The following is a 15,869-nucleotide window of genomic DNA, read 5'->3' as shown; positions in this document are numbered from 1 at the left end:
AGCGGGAATCAGGTTCTCGTGCGACAGGGCGGGTGCCCACCGATTGCGGCGGTGGGCACCCGCCCCTTTTTCTCAGCGGGTCACGCGGTTCAGCAGGAGTGGTCGAAGGTGTTGTCGACCGAGACGGCCGAGACGGCGGACGCGGCGGAGATGCACGCCTGCGACGAGGTGGTGATCGTGATCGTGGCGGCCGGGGCCTCCACGGCCGGGACGATCTCGTCGGCGGCGGCGTAGGTGGAGTAACCGCTGATGAGGGACTGGGTGTTCATGCTGACTCCCGTATTCTCGGATTTCTACATGGCGGCCGGATCGGCGATTTCTGCAACCGCGTTCTCCGGCCGTGGCAGAACCATTCCTCGAACGGTGCCGCGATGGCAACGGAGTTGACCGCATGCGGACACTGTCCGCAATCGGTCAACGCCCGCTGTTGAGCGGCTACTTGACTCGGTTCTATGCTCGCCGGGATGAGCCGAGATCAGCTGCACCGCCTGGTATTGGACAATGGCCTCAGGGTGTTGCTGGCACCGAATCCCGTGGGTGCTTCGATCGGCGTCGCCGTGCACTACGGCGTTGGTTTCCGAACCGAACCCGAGGGGCGTACGGGCCTGGCGCACCTCTTCGAGCACCTCATGTTCCGCGGTGGCCGGGAAGCCGAGCCCGAGGGGTATCTGCCGCGGGTTCAGCGTGCCGGCGGCTTCGGCGACGCCCGGACCCGCCAGGACGTCACGGTCTACTATGCGGCCGCGCCCGCCTCCGCACTGGAAATGCTGCTCGCCCTCGAAGCGGACCGAATGCGCTCGCCCTGCATTTCCGCGCGAAACCTCCGCACACAGACCGCTGTGATCGACGAGGAGATCCGGCTCATGGTCCGCAATCGCCCGTACGGAACTTATCCGTGGGCCCTGCCGCGGGCCCTGCACCGGCGCCCGGAGAACGTCAGGGACGGCTACGGCGAAACCGTCGACCTCGCCGCCGTCGACACCGCGTTGTGCGAAAGATTCTTCGCCGACCATTACGCTCCCGGAAATGCGGTGCTGACCGTCACCGGCACCTTCGACCACCGCATGGCGGAACGGCTCGTACACCGGCACTTCGACGACCTGTCGCCGCGTCCGACGCTGCGGTCGCCCGATCCCCATGAGCCGCCGCCGGGGGAGGAGCGGCGGCTGACGGTCGCCGACCCGCACGCCGGTTCACCCGCCGTGGCGGTGGGCTACCGGATGCCGGACCCGGTCACCGAGCGCACCGACTACCTCGCTCACCTCGTCCTGGCGGCACTGCTCGGACAGGGCGGACACGCCCTGCTGCGCCGGGGGCCGACCGCGGCAGTGGGGGCGTCGAGCCTCTCGGTGGGCTGCGGCCTCTTCGGTCTGCCCCTGGACACGGTGGGGCCGGATCTGCTGACGCTGTTCGCCGTGCACGAGCACGAGCGAGGCGCTGAGCACGTCCTGGACGCGCTCGACGGCACGCTGGAAGCGCTGGCGACGAACGAGGTCGCTGCCGGACAGTTGCGTGCCACGAGCGCCCGCTGGGCCGCCGGGGCGCTGCGCGAACTGGGTGATCCGGGCACCCGGGCACAGTTGCTCGGCCTGCGCGAGACGCTCTTCGGCGAGGCAGAGCTGACCCATGCGCTGCCCGAGCTGGTACGCGCCGGTGTGACCGGCGAACAGGTGAGCCGGGCGGCCGCCCGGCTCAGGTCCTCCCACCGGGCGGTCGTGCGCTTCGTTCCGGAACGCCAGGCCGTGCCGCGGGACATCGCACAGGAGACGACGTCATGACCGGTGGTGCGGCGAGGAAACTCGCCGAGTACGGCAGCCTGCCGGAGGCGGCCGTTGCGCAGGGGCGGCTGCCGCTGCCCGACGCCGACCTCACCCTCGGCAACGGGCTGCGCGTCGTGGTGTGTTCGGCTCCCGTCGTCCCTCTGGTGGAGATCCGGCTCACCGTCCCCTACGCCGCCACGGCACCCGGGGAGGTCGCGCACTGCCAGCTGCTGGCCGAGCTCCTGCTGCGTGGCACCGCCCATCGGAGCGCCGACGGCCACGACGCGGCGCCGGCCGAGCACGGCGCCACCCTCGAGGCCTCCGCGGACGCCCGCAAACTCACCGTCACCGGTCACGTCATGGCCGACGGCCTGTCCGCCGTGCTCGCCGCGCTGGCCGAAGCCGTCGGCGGGCCGCAACCGACCGAGGAAGCCCTCGCCCCCGAGCGCGAACGGCTTGCCCGCCGCATACGGCTGGCCACCCACCAGCCGGCGGCGCTCGCACAGCACGCACTGCTGCGGCGGAGGTATGGCGAACAGCGAGCCGCCCGCTGGCAGCCGACGCCCGAACAGGCAGCCGCCTGCACCCGGGACGACCTGGCGCGACTGCGCGCGCTGCATCTGGGAGCCCGGGGCGCGGTGCTCGTTCTGGTCGGAGACCTGGAGCCGGAGGAAGCCGTCGACATGGCCGCCGAGTCGTTGGGGTCGTGGGAGCCCGGGCCTGAAGGCGACGTACCCGAGGTGCCGCCCTGGTTCCCGGGCGGGCCCCTGCAGCAGGTGGACCGGCCCGGGGCCGTCCAGAGCGTGATCCGGCTGGCCGCCCCCGCCCTGCCCCGAACGGACCCGGGCTACCCGGCCCTGCACCTGGCCCAGTTGGTCTTCGGGGGGTCCTTCGCCTCCCGGCTGGTCACGCGCCTGCGCGAGGACAAGGGGTACGCCTACCAACTCGGTTCGGGCGTGGAGTCGGTACCGGGGGCCTCGACGCTGATGGTCGAGGCCGACACCGCCGCCGAACACACCGTCGCGGCTCTCGCGGTGATCAGGGAAGAACTGGAGCGCATGGCCGCCGACCCGCCCTCGGTGCGCGAGATCGACGCCGTCAGGAGATATGCGACCGGTTCCACCGCGACGGCGATGTCGTCGCCGGCAGCCCTGGCGTCCGGGCTGGCGAACCTGCTGCATGTCGGGGTCGGTGCCGACTGGTTGCACAACTGGGGCCCGCTGCTGGACGGCGTGACCCACCACCAGGTCGGCGAGGCGGCCCGCAGGTTCTTCCAACCCGCCGGTTTCACCGGGGTGGTCGTCGCCGACGGGACGGCGGTGGTGCCCCTGCGCAGGGGCACCACTGGCGAACTGAACTTCTGACGGCCCGAAGGGCTGTGCTTCCGCATGACCACTCGGAAGCACAGCCCCTCGGTGCGAGCCGATCGGGCGGGTCAGCCCCGGCTCTTCTTGATGCCGGCGACGACGGCTACGACAACGGCGATACCGACGGCGATCCAGAGGGCGGTGCTCATGAGGTGCTCCTTCGAGGGTTTTCGGCAGGGTTGACGGAACATCAGGGAAACGCGGGCAGCAGGGGGTTGACGGGACAGGGGGTTGACGGGACAACAGGGGGTTTGGCCGGGGACAGGAGGAGACCGGCCCGAGGCAGGGAACTAACGCATCCGCAGTGCTTCGGCGAGCGGTACCCGGGAGCCGCTGCGCAGCACGCTGCCCGCGTACATCCGCCCGGCGAAGCGGGTCATCCCCGCCAGCGCGGCGACCGCCAGCACCAGGGAGAGGGCGATCTGCCAGACGGGTGCGGTGCCCAGCAGCATCCGGGCCGGCATCAGGATCGGGCTGAGCGGCGGTACCAGCGACAGCCATTCGATCAGCGGGTCGTGCGCGTCCTTGCTCAACAGGGCGATGCCCAGCACGAACGGCGTGGTGATGAGCAACATCACCGGTTGCAGCACGCCTTGCAGGTCCTCCTGCCGCGAGACCCGGGCGGCGGCCGCGGCCAGCAGGGCGGCGAAGAGGAAGAAACCGAGCAGGAACCAGACGCCCATCGTCACCAGCGACCCGCCCACCGCACTCGGCAGGGTGAGGGCGCCGGTGCCCTGTGCGAGCGCCACCGCGGCTCCGCCGAGCAGCAGGAGCTGGGTCAGGCCGGCCACGGCGACACCGATGAGCTTTCCGGCGAGGAGCTGCCAGGGGCGGATGGTCGAGAGCAGCAGCTCCACCACGCGGCTGCTCTTCTCCTCCACCACGCCCTGCGCCAGTGTGATCCCGTAGAAGACGAAGAAGAAGTACAGCAGCCCGGTGGAGGTGATGATCAGCGCGAACTGCTCGGCGGCGCTGTTCTGCGACGGCTCGAGTGCGTGGACCCTCACCGTGGACGATGCCACGCGCTCCCTGAACTCCGCGGGGTCCACGCCGGCGCGCTCGAGTTCCCGGGTGGTGCGCTCCTCGGTGATCGTGGCGCGCACGACGCCGAGCAGGTTCTCGTCCGCCTCGCGTTCCACCGAGAGCGTGAGCCGCCCGTCGGTGCGGCCGAGCACGGCGGAGAGGTCCCCGTCGCGCAGCATCCGGTCGGTACGGTCGCCGTCGACGGTGACGAACTCGAAGTCACCGCCCGCCTTTTCGGTGACGGCGGCGAGCACCGGGCGCATCGCCGCGACCTCACGCTCGACGCCGACCCTGTCAGGGCCGTCCTCGGCGAGGAGGATCACGAGGGCGTAGACGCCGAGACCGAGCAGCAGCCCCAGGGTGCTCAGGACGAAGGACTTGGTCCGCATCCGGCTGTTGATCTCCCGCCGGGCGACCAGGCCGACCGCCCGGCGGGCCGGCAGCGCCACGGTGCCGTTCCCCGGGCCCGAGGTGCCCTCCCCGTCCGGGACGTCCGGGCCGTGTGTGCCGCCCGGTGCCGGTGCCACTGTGTTCATGTCGCGTCCCCGTCGGTGTCGTTCACTGTCGCAGCGGCGCCTGCCGTGGTGTCCGTGTCCGGTCTCCGCCCGGTGTCCTCCCCGTCCGCGCCGACTCCGGTGACCAGCTCGCGGTACAGGTCGGACAGCGGCGGTCGCTCGGACACGAAGGCGACGACCGGTCCGGTGGCCAGCGCCGCGTGCAGGACCCGCTGGTCGTCCGCGCCCTTCGCCAGGCGCAGGCGCGTACGGGAGCCCTCCCGGCTGACGACCGACACGCCCGGCAGCCCCGCGGTCCAGTTCTCACCCGCCTCCGGGGCGTCGACCAGCAGCCGTCGCTCGGCGTTCTCGCTCAGTTCCTCGATCGTGCCGCAGGCGACGAGGCGCCCGCCCGAGACGATGCCGACCCGGTCGCAGACCCGCTCGACGAGCGACAGCTGATGACTGGAGAACATGACGGGCACCCCCTGGGCGGCCCGTTCGACGAGCACGTCGTGCATGACGTCCACCGCCACCGGGTCCAGGCCCGAGAACGGCTCGTCGAGCACCAGCACCTGGGGGTCGTGGACCAGCGCCGCGGCCAGCTGGACGCGCTGCTGGTTGCCGAGGCTGAGGTTCTGGACCTCCTCGGAGGCGTACCGGGAGAGCTCCAGCCGCTCGACCCACCGGTCGGCCGCCCTTCGCGCGCCAGCCGACGGCAGGCCGTGCAACTCGCCCAGGTACCGCAGGTGTTCGCCGACCTTCATCCGCGGGTACAGGCCGCGCTCCTCGGGCATGTAACCGAACTGTCTGCGGGCGGCGAAGTCGACCGGGCGGCCGCGCCAGCGGACCTCTCCCTCGTCGGGCGTGAGGACGCCGAGGATGATCCGCATCGTGGTGGTCTTGCCCGCGCCGTTGCTCCCCACGAAGCCGAACAGCTCACCGGCGCGCATCCCGAAGGTCATGTCCGCGACCGCCTGGCGTTTGCCGTACCTCTTGCGTACGCCGTCGACCTCCAGCGCGGGCCCCGTCATGCCGTACCTCCAGAGCGATGTACTAACTCGATGAAGTATTGCGTTAACACATCAACCCGTCAAGGTAGTCATACGTTCTGCCGCTCTACCACGTAGACGTGTTTCTCCGACTGGTCCGTGACCGGGCTGCGGTCCCAGTCGGCCCAGCGCCCTGTCACGCGCAGCCCCGCGAGCCGGGCCATCACGTCGAACTCGGCGGGCCAGGCGTACCGGCTGACCTCGGGCACCTTCCGCAGCCCGCCGGCGCTCATGATCGTGTGGACGACCAGGACGGACTGGAGCGACTGGTTCACCTGGATCGTGTCGAGCAGCAGCGCGTCCGGCGCCAGATGGCCGACCCGGGTCGTCGCTTCCGTGAGCCGGTGGTACACCTGCGGGTTGTAGGTCTCGAAGACCGCGACACCGTCGTCCGCGAGCGCGTCGTGAATGCCGCGCAGGCAACTGATCTGCTGTTCCTGGGTGGGCAGCATGAAGAAGGTGTTGAGCGCGGTGAGCACGAGGTCGTAACGCTCCTCGACGACCAGTGCGCCGAAGTCGCCCACCGCGGTGGTGACACGGCCGGTGGGGTCGTTCTCGTGGAGTTTCGCCAGCATCGCGGGGGAGGCGTCCACTCCGTGGACCCGGTAGCCGTTCTCGGCCAGCGGGACGGCCAGCCGGCCGGTGCCGACGCCGAGTTCGAGCAGAGAAGCCGGTGCCGGGCGCAGCTCCTGGAGGAAGCCGACCATCGCGTCGATGGCGGGGCCGGCGGCGGGATAGAGCGAGTCGTAGACGTCGGCCAGCGACTCGCCGTACGCGCTGCTGGCCCCGCCCGGTCCGGCGCCCCCGCCGGAGGGCGCCTCGGCGTCGGCCGGCCGGTGTGTCTCGGTGGTCATGGAGCTGCCTCCGCGGGGTGTCGGGTGGATTCGGTGTCCTGCTCCGGCCCGTCGGGGCGGTCGACGGCCGGTTCATCCAGCGCCGTCCGCAGCCGGTCGGCCGCGGACAGCACGTCGGGAAAGGGAGCGGGCGCCCACGCGTCGCGTTTCCCGCTGGTCGTGCTGCGGCCGGGGTGGGGCGTCACGACGACCACGTTGCGCCGCGCGCGGAGCCTTGCGGTGTGCTCCGCGTACGCCGCGCTCTGCGCGCCGCCGGGCGGCAGTGCGGGCGCCAGCGCGATCGCCGCCCGAGTGCACTGCAGCGCGAGGAGCGAGGGCGAGTCGCCCAGCCCCAGAGCCAGCCTGGCCAGGTAGTTCAGCGTCGCCGGGAAGACGACGACCGTGTCGGGCCACTGCGCGAGGTCCACGTGCCGAGCCCTCGGCTCCGGCTCGTCGGGCCACCGGTCCGCCTGCACGTCACAGCCCCCGATGGCGGTCAGCGCCTCGCGGGTGACGAACCGGCCGGCCGCCCCGGTCAGGACGTACCGCACCTCCGTCCCGGGGTGCCCGATCTTCAGCCAGCTCGCCCAGAAGGGCAGGTGCGCGGCGGTGACCGAACCGGTCCCGATCACCAGCAGGCGCCGCGTTCCCAGCGGTTCGACGGCGGTCGGGGCGCCGGTCACCGGCCCACCGCCCCGGCCGCCGCCGGTCCGACGCCGGCCGGCCGCCGCACGCCCCCGCCGCGCAGCGACTGGCCGTGCACCAGCTCCTGGTACAGCGCCGAGCGCGTCAGCAGCTCCTCGTGGGTGCCCCGATCCACGGTGCGTCCCTCGTCCACGACCACGATCAGGTCGGCGTCCTGCACCGTGGAGATGCGGTGCGCGATCACGAGCACCGCACGCTCCTGGGCGAGGGTGCGCATCAGCGTCCGCAGCCGTTCCTCGTTCTCGCTGTCGAGCTGGGAGGTCGGTTCGTCGAACAGGACGATCGACGAGTCCCGCAGCAGAACGCGGGCGGCCGCAAGCCGCTGCCGCTGACCGCCCGACAGGTCCTCGGCCCGTCCCAGCTCGGTGTCCAGACCGTTCGGCAGCGCTTCCACCGCGTCGCGCAGCGCCAGTGCCTCCAGCGCCCGCCACAGCTCCGGCTCCGGCAGGGCACCCGCCTCGTCGTCCCGTCCGAGCAGGAGGTTCTGCCGCACCGTGCCCTCCACGAGGGTGAAGCTCTGGTCGACGTAGCTGATCGCGCCGCGCAACTGGTGCAGGGGCCACTGCTCGACGGGCAGTCCGCACACGGCGATCCGGCCGGACTCGGGCAGGAGAAAGCGTTCGGTGAGGCCGAGCAGGGTCGTCTTTCCCGCCCCCGACGGCCCGACGATGGCGGTGAGACCGCGTGCGGGGGCCGCGAACGTCGCATCGTGGATGATGGTGCGTCCGCCGTCCCGGTAGGTGACCGACTCGAACTCCACCGCGGACGCGGTCGGCGACGGCTGGACGGGCACGAGGCCCCCGCGGTTCTCCGGGGGGATCGTGAGCACGCTGTTCAGGCGGGCGCGCGCCGCCAGGCCGCTCTGCATCCGGGCGACGCCCGAGACCAGCAGGGTCAGCGGCGCGACGAGTTGCAGCAGGTAGACGATGAAGGCGGCGAACTCGCCGATGCCCAGGTCGCCGGAGGCGAGCCGGGCGCCGCTGGTGACCATCACCGCGACGATCGACAGCTGCTGTCCCAGCTGCATCGTGGGGCCCACCAGGGCGGTCACCCGCGCGACCGACACCGCGGCCCCGCGGGCGTCCTCGATGCTGCGGCCCAGCGTGCCCGCCACCTGGCGTTCGGCGAGGAACGCCTTGACCGTGGGCAGGGACAGCACGGCCGCGGTCATGTGCTGGGACATGGTGCCGACGGCGTTCTGCTGGCGTTCGACACCGCTGCGGATCGACCGTACGCACAGGAAGATGCCGACGCCGGCGATCGTGAACGTGGCGAGCACGACGAGCAGCAGGACTCCGTCCAATAGGCCCATGGCGATCAGCGTGCCGACAGCCAGGAACAGCGACGACGGGATCTGCGCCACGCCGACGTCCACGACGGAACGCAGCTGTGTGCTGTCGGAGTTGGCCCGCGCGACCAGGTTGCCGGCCCCTTCGCGCCGTACCCGTCGCAGCGGCAGGGTCAGAATGTGCGAGGCGATGCGGAACCGTGCCTCGGACACCAGGCCCTCACCCGCACGGGCGAGCAGGTAGGAGGACCCCGCCGACGCGAGCCCGGCGCCCACCGCGAGGCCCGCCATCGTCAGCAGCGGACCGACGGGACGTTCGTCCTCGGCGAGGGCCATCACCAGGTCGCGCACCTGGAGGGGGAGGACGAGGGTGGCGGCGGCGGAGAGCAGGCTCAGCACCACCGCGGCGGCGACGGTCGCCTTGCGGCCCTTCAGAAGCTGTGCGAAGACACGCAGTTCGTCCGTGCCGTCCGGGCGTGGTTCTCTGGCCATGGTGAGGGACCTCCTGCAGGGTGCGGTGACATCCGGCCGGCCGGCGGCGGCACGGCGGACGGCTCAGATCGCGGACCGGAGGGCCGTCTTCCACGGCCAGTCGTCCGAGTCGAGGTTGCGGGCGGGGTCGGCGGGGTCCACGTTCGCCGCGACGCACGCGGAGGCCAGTTCGGCGGCCGTCGGACGCTCACGGTTGCGTTCGGCCGCGGCCACGAAGGCCCGCGCGATCACATGGGCCCGGTGCTCGCCGAAGCTCAGGGCACGCATGCCCGTCCGCGTGTCCTTCGGCTCCCAGGCGGCCGTCACACCCGGCGCCAGCACGTGGGCGAAGGCGGGGGCGGGCCCCTCCGGCAGGGCGGTGGCGAGGGCGCTTTCGACCACCGTGCCGACGGCGTCCCAGGAACCCCGGCCCAGGTAGACGACCATGCCGTCGTTGCGCGGCAGGCTCGCCGGATTGGAGATGATCTTCGCCCGGTAGGTCGCGGAGCGGCTCTCCAGAGCGCTCAGCACGGCATGCCACAGCCCGGGCGCCGCGTCGGGGTCGGCCACCCTCAGGTACAACCGCAGCAGCGCGCCGCCGCCGGTGGCGCGGCCGGCCCCGCTGTCCACGAGGAAGAAGCCGGGGGAGACGAGCGGGCGGGCCGCCGGGACGTTCATCCGCACCACCGGGCGCGCGGGATCGCCCGCCGTACGCCCGCTGTCCCGCGGCGCGACCGAGTCCGGTACGTTCACGCGCAGGCCGTCGAGCTGGACGATCTGCCGGCCGGAAGCCGTGCGCTGCCCGGTGAGGATCCCCGCGGCGACCGTCTCGCGGTGCGGGGTCGCCTGTGCCAGCCGTGCCTCGAAGTCCGGCGCGCGCAAGGTCCTGGGCGCCTCGCGGTCCTTCACACCCCGTCCGGTGTGCAGCACTTCGTACAGCGTCCGGGCCAGCAGGAAGCGCATCGCCGACGCGGACTCGGCGCTCACCTCGTCGTCGCGCACCCAGGCCGTCCTGCCGTCCGGCGTGATCGTCACGTCCTCCAGCGCCCGGCGGAGCCCGGCCGCAAGCTCCGGTACGGCTCCCCCCGGCGCATCGTCGCGCCCCGGCCGGACGGCCGTGACGGTCTCCTCGACGCCCGTGCTCATGCTGCCTCCCCGAGTCCGACCGTGGAGACGAAGCTCCGCGGATCCAGTAGCGCGGTCCTGCCGATGCCCGCCGCCGCCCGGACGATGGCCGACAGCCGGCCGCTCTCCCTGGTCGAGGCGATCAGACGGTCGATCAGGTGCCATCCCGCGTAGGACGTGGCACGCACCAGGAACCCGTCGTCGTCGGGGCCGCCGCCCTCGCGGTAACCCCGGTGGAACGCGGAGATCAGCGGAAGCACCCGGGTCAGCTCCTCGCTGCCCCGCGCCACGACCTCCTCGTGGGTGAGCACGGCCGAGAACGCGTCGTCCGTCTCCTGCGCGGGAATCCGCAGCACCGCACGGTGCAGCCACTCGCCGACGTACGATCCGACGTCGCGGGCCGGGTCACCGAGCCGGAACTCCTCCCAGTCGTTGACGTAGAACGCCGTGTCGGTGATCAGGAACTGATCCAGCCGCAGGTCTCCGTGGACGGGCACGCGTGCGGCCCCGGCCTCGGTCGCGCGCAGCCGCTCCAGTTCCTCGACCAGGGGGGCGTCGCGCTGCAGCAGCCCCCACGCCTCGACGAAGGCACCGGTGGCGTTGACGTAGCTCTCCAGCGGAAGCGACCGCAGGTCCTCGACCGGTGGGTACGGATGGGGATCCGCTTCCGGGAAATCCCCGTCCCTGTACGAGAGCCCGTGCAGCGCCGCCAACGTCCGTCCGGCTTCGGCGGACATGGACTCGGTGAATTCCTGGTCCGCGGCCAGCTCGCTGCCGGACCGGACGTCGTCGAGCATCCGGAACACCAGCAGCCGCTGCTCCTCGTCGCCCCCGAGGAACTCCGGACGGGGGAAGGGGTGTTCGCCGTCCCGTGCCAGACGCTCGAAGAGCAGGATTCTCCGATACCGTTTCAGGGATTCCCTGGGGTTTCCTTTGAGTTTTTTCGCGAATACCGAGTTCCCGGTGTCCGTGATACCTGACCAGTTGTCGTTCCGTCCGGGATAGGAGTAGATCTCCGAGGCGTTCAGCGATCCCAACCCGAGCCGGTTCAGCAGCCGTTCGACCGACGAGTCCACGGGACTGTCGACGGCCGACGCGGAAGACCGGCCCTGCGGATATGCAATCTTCTCTCCTGCCACACGGGCTTTCTATCGCGGGGCGCAGGCGCCGGACAACGAATTGACCGGCATCGGCCACGGCCGGCGGGATCCAGGTGCGGAGCTCGGCAGGGCAGCCGCCCGGCGGCGTGACAGGCCATGGTGTGGGGCGCGGTGAAGTGGGGGCGCGGCGGGGTGGAAAGAGGGACGGCGGGTGACGGTTTCCTCCGCTAACCGTCACCCGCCGCCGCATCGGACCTGCCTGCCGTGCGCTCCTAGGTCAGATGATTCTTCGACGCACGGCCCATACCACCGCTTCTATCGGGGTTTCCACGTCGACGCAGTCGCAGATCGACCGCAGTTTGCGACGCAGTGTGCGATCGCTCATCTCCATTCGTCTGGCGACCTGCGTCATGGTGCAGCCCTGGGAGACGAGTCGCAATATTCTCAAGTGATCGTTCCCTAATCTGAGGTGGGGCTCTGTCAAGGAACCATTCAATGTATCTACCTCATTTTCGTCCGACGGTGGGGCGTCGGAGCTCCGCCTGAGGGCGTGAGGATTGTGCTGATCGCCCAGCTGCTCAGCCAACCGCGGGCGGGTACGTCAGAAACTCCGGTTCCAGGCCGGTGCGCCCGCCACGCCGTCAAGAACGAGGAATTCGGCGGCACCGAGATCCCCTGAGGCGCGCGTCAGACGGAGCTATTGATCAGAAACTGAGCCGGTACTGACTGATCATGCGGGTTCTGGTGCGAATCATGCTTCCCCCTGGCCGTTCGTTGGCGCGATCGTCCACGCGGGCAGTATACGAAGGGCTGACTCCGCTTGATCAATGCTTTACCCATGTGACGGGCGTCACATCGTCAATATTTGCGCGGAACTTGAGATTCCAATTGTGCTTCGCTCTCCTCTTGGGATTTGTTCGCATGTAAAAGCAGTGTCGGGTCCTTGCCCTGCTCACCGACCCGAGAACAATGGAATCCCGGGTGCGGCGGCGCACCCCTGGTCGCCGTACCGCGGATGCGGTATGCCGCGGAGCCCCGTACTCCCCTGGGAGGGGTGCCGGTCCGCCCTACGGTCGACAACTGTTCGACAGCTTCACCCCGTACCGTTGACGCATGGATCTTCGACTGCCCGGACTCCACGGGCTGCTGCGGAGGCCTCGCAGGCTCCTCGCCGCCGGGGCCGCCGTCGCCGTCCTCGCGGGCGCGGGCACGTGGACGGCCGTCGCGAACGACGAGACGCCCCCGGTCCACCGCCAGGACCGGTTCCTGGCCACCGGCGACGGCGTCCGCATCGACACCTCGTTCTTCACCTCCGGAGCAGACCGCCGCCGTCCCGCCGTCCTGCTCGGGCACGGCTTCGGCGGCAGCAAGAACGACGTACGGCAGCAGGCCGAGAACCTCGCCCGGGACGGCTACGCGGTCCTGACCTGGTCGGCCCGCGGCTTCGGCAAGTCCCACGGGAAGATCGGCCTCAACGACCCCGAGGGCGAGGTCGCCGACGTCTCGAAGCTCATCGACTGGCTGGCGAAGCAGCCCCAGGTCGAACTCGACAAGAAGGGCGACCCCCGGGTCGGCATGGCCGGTGCCTCCTACGGCGGCGCCATCGCCCTGCTCGCCGCGGGCCACGACGACCGCGTCGACGCCATCGCCCCGGCGATCACCTACTGGAACCTCGCCGACGCCCTCTTCCCGAACGGCGTCTTCAAGAAGCTCTGGGCCGGCATCTTCGTCAACTCCGGCGGCGGCTGCGAGAAGTTCGAGCCCGCCCTGTGCCGGATGTACGAGCGGGTCGCCGAGTCGGGCAAGCCGGACGCCGAGGCACGCAAGCTGCTTCAGGAGCGTTCGCCGTCCGCCGTCGGCCGGAACATCAAGGTGCCGACCCTGCTGATGCAGGGCCAGTCGGACTCGCTGTTCCCGCTCGGTGAGGCCGACCGGGCCGCGAAGGCGATCCGGGCCAACGGCGCCCCCGTCGACGTCGACTGGATCGCCGGCGGTCACGACGGCGGCGACATGGAGACCGGCCGGGTCGAAGGCCGCGTGACGTCCTGGTTCGACCGCTACCTCAAGGACGACGAGAGCGCCGACACCGGCCCCGCCTTCCGCGTCAGCCGCACCCTCGGCCAGGGCTCCGGCGACGGCGAACCCCGCCTGACCGGAGTGACGTCGGACCGCTACCTCGGTCTGGAGAGCAAGCAGCGATCCGTCTCCCTGACAGGCCGCGAGCAGAGCTTCGACAACCCGCCCGGCGCCAGCCCGCCCGGCGTCTCCGCCCTGCCCGGCCTCGGCGCCGCCGGCGGCCTCGGTCAGCTGTCCACCCTCGGCCTCGGCGTCTCCCTGGACTTCCCCGGCCAGTTCGCCGCGTTCGAGTCCGCGCCGATGCGCGAGGACCTCCAGATCACCGGCTCGCCCACCGCCACCGTCCACGTGAAGTCCACCAGCGACGACGCCGTCCTCTTCGCCAAGCTCTACGACGTCGGCCCCGGTGGCGGCACCCAGCAGGTGCTGCCCTCCCAGCTCGTCACACCCCTCAGGGTCGAGGGCGCCAAGGCCGGCAAGGACGTCACCGTCACGCTCCCGGCGATCGACCACGAGATCGACGACGGTCACCGGCTCCGCCTGGTCCTCGCCTCCACCGACCTCGGTTACGCCTCCCCGACGGCCCCGGCGACGTACACCGTCTCCCTCGAGGGCGACCTGTCGGTCCCCTCGGCCCTCGGGCAGCGCGACACCCAGGACGGGCTGCCCGCCTGGGTGTGGTGGCTGCCGCTCGCCGGCGCGGGCATCGCCCTCGCGCTGATCCTCACGGGCCGCCGCCGCACGGCCGCACCCGCCCCGCCGGACCCGGCCCTGGCCGAAGTCCCCCTCCAGATCACGGACCTCACCAAGCGGTACGCGAAGTCCACCGACCGGTACGCGGTCAAGGACCTCTCCTTCCGCGTGGAGCAGGGCCAGGTCCTCGGCCTGCTCGGCCCCAACGGGGCGGGCAAGACGACCACCCTGCGCATGCTGATGGGCCTGATCAGGCCCGACGGTGGCGAGATCCGCGTCTTCGGCCACGCCATCGGCCCCGGCGCCCCGGTCCTCTCCCGGGTCGGCGCCTTCGTCGAGGGCGCAGGCTTCCTGCCCCACCTGTCCGGCCGCGAGAACCTGGAGCTGTACTGGCGCGCCACCGGCCGCCCCACCGGGGACGCGCACCTGGAGGAGGCCCTGGAGATCGCGGGCCTCGGTGACGCCCTCGCCCGCGCGGTGCGCACCTACTCCCAGGGCATGCGCCAGCGCCTCGCCATCGCCCAGGCCATGCTCGGCCTGCCGGACCTGCTCATCCTCGACGAACCGACCAACGGCCTGGACCCGCCCCAGATCCGCGAGATGCGCGAGGTGATGATCCGCTACGCCGCCGCCGGCCGCACGGTCATCGTCTCCAGCCACCTCCTCGCGGAGGTCGAGCAGACCTGCACCCACCTCGTGGTGATGGATCACGGGCAGCTCGTCCAGGCGGGCCCCGTCGAGGACATCACCGGGTCGGGCGACACCCTCCTCGTCGGCACGGCCGCGCCCGTGGACGAGCCCCTCGTGGAGAAGGTCGGCGCCCTGCCCGGCGTCGCCTCCGCCGTGCGCGCCGACGAGGGTCTCCTGATCCAGCTCGACGCCGACGGCACCCCCCAGCGCCTGGTCGCCGACCTCGTACGGCTGGACGTCGCGGTGCGGTCGGTCGGCCCCCACCGCCGCCTGGAGGACGCCTTCCTCACCCTGATCGGAGCCGAAGCATGAGCACGCTCGCCGAGCCGCCCGCCGAGGTCGCCGACGGCTACCGGGCGGGCCGCACCCTGCCCTTCCGCGTCGAGCTGGCCCGGCAGCTGAAGCGGCGCCGCACCCTGGTCATGGGCGGCGTCCTGGTCGCCCTGCCGATCATCCTCCTGATCGCCTTCCAGGTCGGCGGCGATCCGGGCGGCAACAACAACCGCGTCAACCTCATGGACACGGCCACCGCGTCCGGGGTCAACTTCACCGCGGTCAACCTCTTCTCCGCCGCGGGCTTCCTGCTCGTCATCCCCGTCGCCCTGTTCTGCGGCGACACGGTCGCCTCCGAGGCGAGCTGGTCGTCCCTGCGCTATCTGCTCGCGGCCCCCGTGCCCCGGGCCCGGCTGCTGTGGTCCAAACTCGCCGTCGGACTCACCCTCAGCCTCGCCGCGATGGTCCTGCTCCCGGTCGTCGCCCTGCTCGTCGGCACGGCCGCCTACGGCTGGGGCCCGCTCGAACTCCCCACCGGCGGCAGCCTGTCCACCGGCACCGCGGGCCGGCGCATGCTGATCGTCGTCGCCTACCTCATGGTGTCCCAACTGGTCACCGCCGCCCTGGCGTTCTGCCTGTCGACCCGGACGGACGCCCCGCTCGGCGCGGTCGGCGGCGCGGTGTTCCTCACCATCATCGGCAGCGTCCTCGACGAGGTGACGGCCCTCGGCGACTGGCGCCACTTCCTGCCCGCGCACTGGCAGTACGCCTGGCTCGACGCCGTCCGGCCCCGGCTGGAGTGGTCGGACATGATCCAGGGCACGTCGATCTCCGTGACCTACGCACTCGTCCTGTTCGCCCTGGCCTTCCGCGGCTTCGCCCGCAAGGACGTCGTCTCCTGACCCGACAGCCCGACAGC

Annotated in this window: 12 protein-coding genes; 4 read left to right on the top strand and 8 right to left on the bottom strand. The window is 71.4% G+C overall.

What is annotated here, in order from left to right; all coding sequences use genetic code 11:
* Positions 1-89: 89 nt before the first annotated feature.
* Positions 90-269, bottom strand: a complete 180-nt coding sequence (locus tag AB0B29_RS03065) for a hypothetical protein (protein WP_159030605.1) — start codon at positions 267-269, stop codon at positions 90-92.
* Positions 270-464: 195 nt separating this feature from the next.
* On the opposite strand from AB0B29_RS03065, the gene AB0B29_RS03060 reads away from it, so the two are divergent.
* Together AB0B29_RS03060 and AB0B29_RS03055 are read left to right on the top strand one after the other, a co-directional pair.
* Entirely contained in the window at positions 465-1,778 is a 1,314-nt protein-coding gene (locus AB0B29_RS03060) for a M16 family metallopeptidase (protein WP_362233146.1), read from the top strand.
* Positions 1,775-3,124, top strand: coding sequence for a M16 family metallopeptidase (locus tag AB0B29_RS03055; protein ID WP_362233144.1), 1,350 nt, complete (start codon positions 1,775-1,777; stop codon positions 3,122-3,124). The genes AB0B29_RS03060 and AB0B29_RS03055 overlap by 4 nt, the downstream gene beginning before the upstream one ends.
* Positions 3,125-3,417: 293 nt before the next feature.
* Here the strand turns inward: AB0B29_RS03055 and AB0B29_RS03050 are convergent, their stop codons facing one another.
* The 7 genes from AB0B29_RS03050 to lxmK all read right to left on the bottom strand — a co-directional run bounded on the left by AB0B29_RS03050 (position 3,418) and on the right by lxmK (position 11,257).
* A complete protein-coding gene (locus AB0B29_RS03050) occupies positions 3,418-4,686 on the bottom strand; it encodes an ABC transporter permease (protein WP_362233141.1) in 1,269 nt (422 codons plus the stop codon).
* Positions 4,683-5,678: an ABC transporter ATP-binding protein gene (locus AB0B29_RS03045; RefSeq protein WP_362233139.1), complete on the bottom strand. Its 996-nt coding sequence runs from the start codon at positions 5,676-5,678 to the stop codon at positions 4,683-4,685. Before AB0B29_RS03045 ends, AB0B29_RS03050 begins: the two co-directional genes overlap by 4 nt.
* 68 nt (positions 5,679-5,746) lie before the next feature.
* Complete coding sequence (locus AB0B29_RS03040) at positions 5,747-6,550, bottom strand: class I SAM-dependent methyltransferase (protein ID WP_362233136.1); 804 nt, start codon at positions 6,548-6,550, stop codon at positions 5,747-5,749.
* Complete coding sequence (locus tag AB0B29_RS03035) at positions 6,547-7,212, bottom strand: flavoprotein (protein ID WP_362233134.1); 666 nt, start codon at positions 7,210-7,212, stop codon at positions 6,547-6,549. Before AB0B29_RS03035 ends, AB0B29_RS03040 begins: the two co-directional genes overlap by 4 nt.
* A complete protein-coding gene (locus AB0B29_RS03030) occupies positions 7,209-9,014 on the bottom strand; it encodes an ABC transporter ATP-binding protein (RefSeq protein ID WP_362233131.1) in 1,806 nt (601 codons plus the stop codon). The genes AB0B29_RS03035 and AB0B29_RS03030 overlap by 4 nt, the downstream gene beginning before the upstream one ends.
* Before the next feature lie 63 nt (positions 9,015-9,077).
* Positions 9,078-10,139 (bottom strand): T3SS effector HopA1 family protein, encoded by a 1,062-nt coding sequence (locus AB0B29_RS03025; RefSeq protein ID WP_362233129.1) that lies wholly within the window; start codon positions 10,137-10,139, stop codon positions 9,078-9,080.
* On the bottom strand, positions 10,136-11,257 hold the full coding sequence (lxmK, locus tag AB0B29_RS03020) for a class V lanthionine synthetase subunit LxmK (protein ID WP_362233126.1): 1,122 nt from the start codon (positions 11,255-11,257) through the stop codon (positions 10,136-10,138). The genes AB0B29_RS03025 and lxmK overlap by 4 nt, the downstream gene beginning before the upstream one ends.
* 1,074 nt (positions 11,258-12,331) lie before the next feature.
* Between lxmK and AB0B29_RS03015 the strand changes: the two genes are divergently transcribed.
* Together AB0B29_RS03015 and AB0B29_RS03010 are read left to right on the top strand one after the other, a co-directional pair.
* Entirely contained in the window at positions 12,332-14,989 is a 2,658-nt protein-coding gene (locus AB0B29_RS03015; RefSeq protein WP_362233123.1) for a CocE/NonD family hydrolase, read from the top strand.
* Positions 14,986-15,852, top strand: a complete 867-nt coding sequence (locus AB0B29_RS03010; RefSeq protein WP_362233120.1) for an ABC transporter permease — start codon at positions 14,986-14,988, stop codon at positions 15,850-15,852. Before AB0B29_RS03015 ends, AB0B29_RS03010 begins: the two co-directional genes overlap by 4 nt.
* Positions 15,853-15,869: the final 17 nt, after the last annotated feature.

The sequence above is a fragment of the Streptomyces tibetensis genome (assembly GCF_040647715.1).
Classification (GTDB): domain Bacteria; phylum Actinomycetota; class Actinomycetes; order Streptomycetales; family Streptomycetaceae; genus Streptomyces; species Streptomyces tibetensis_A.
The sequence above is the reverse complement of the archived record's forward strand: the minus strand, read 5'-3'. Positions and strand labels throughout refer to the sequence as shown.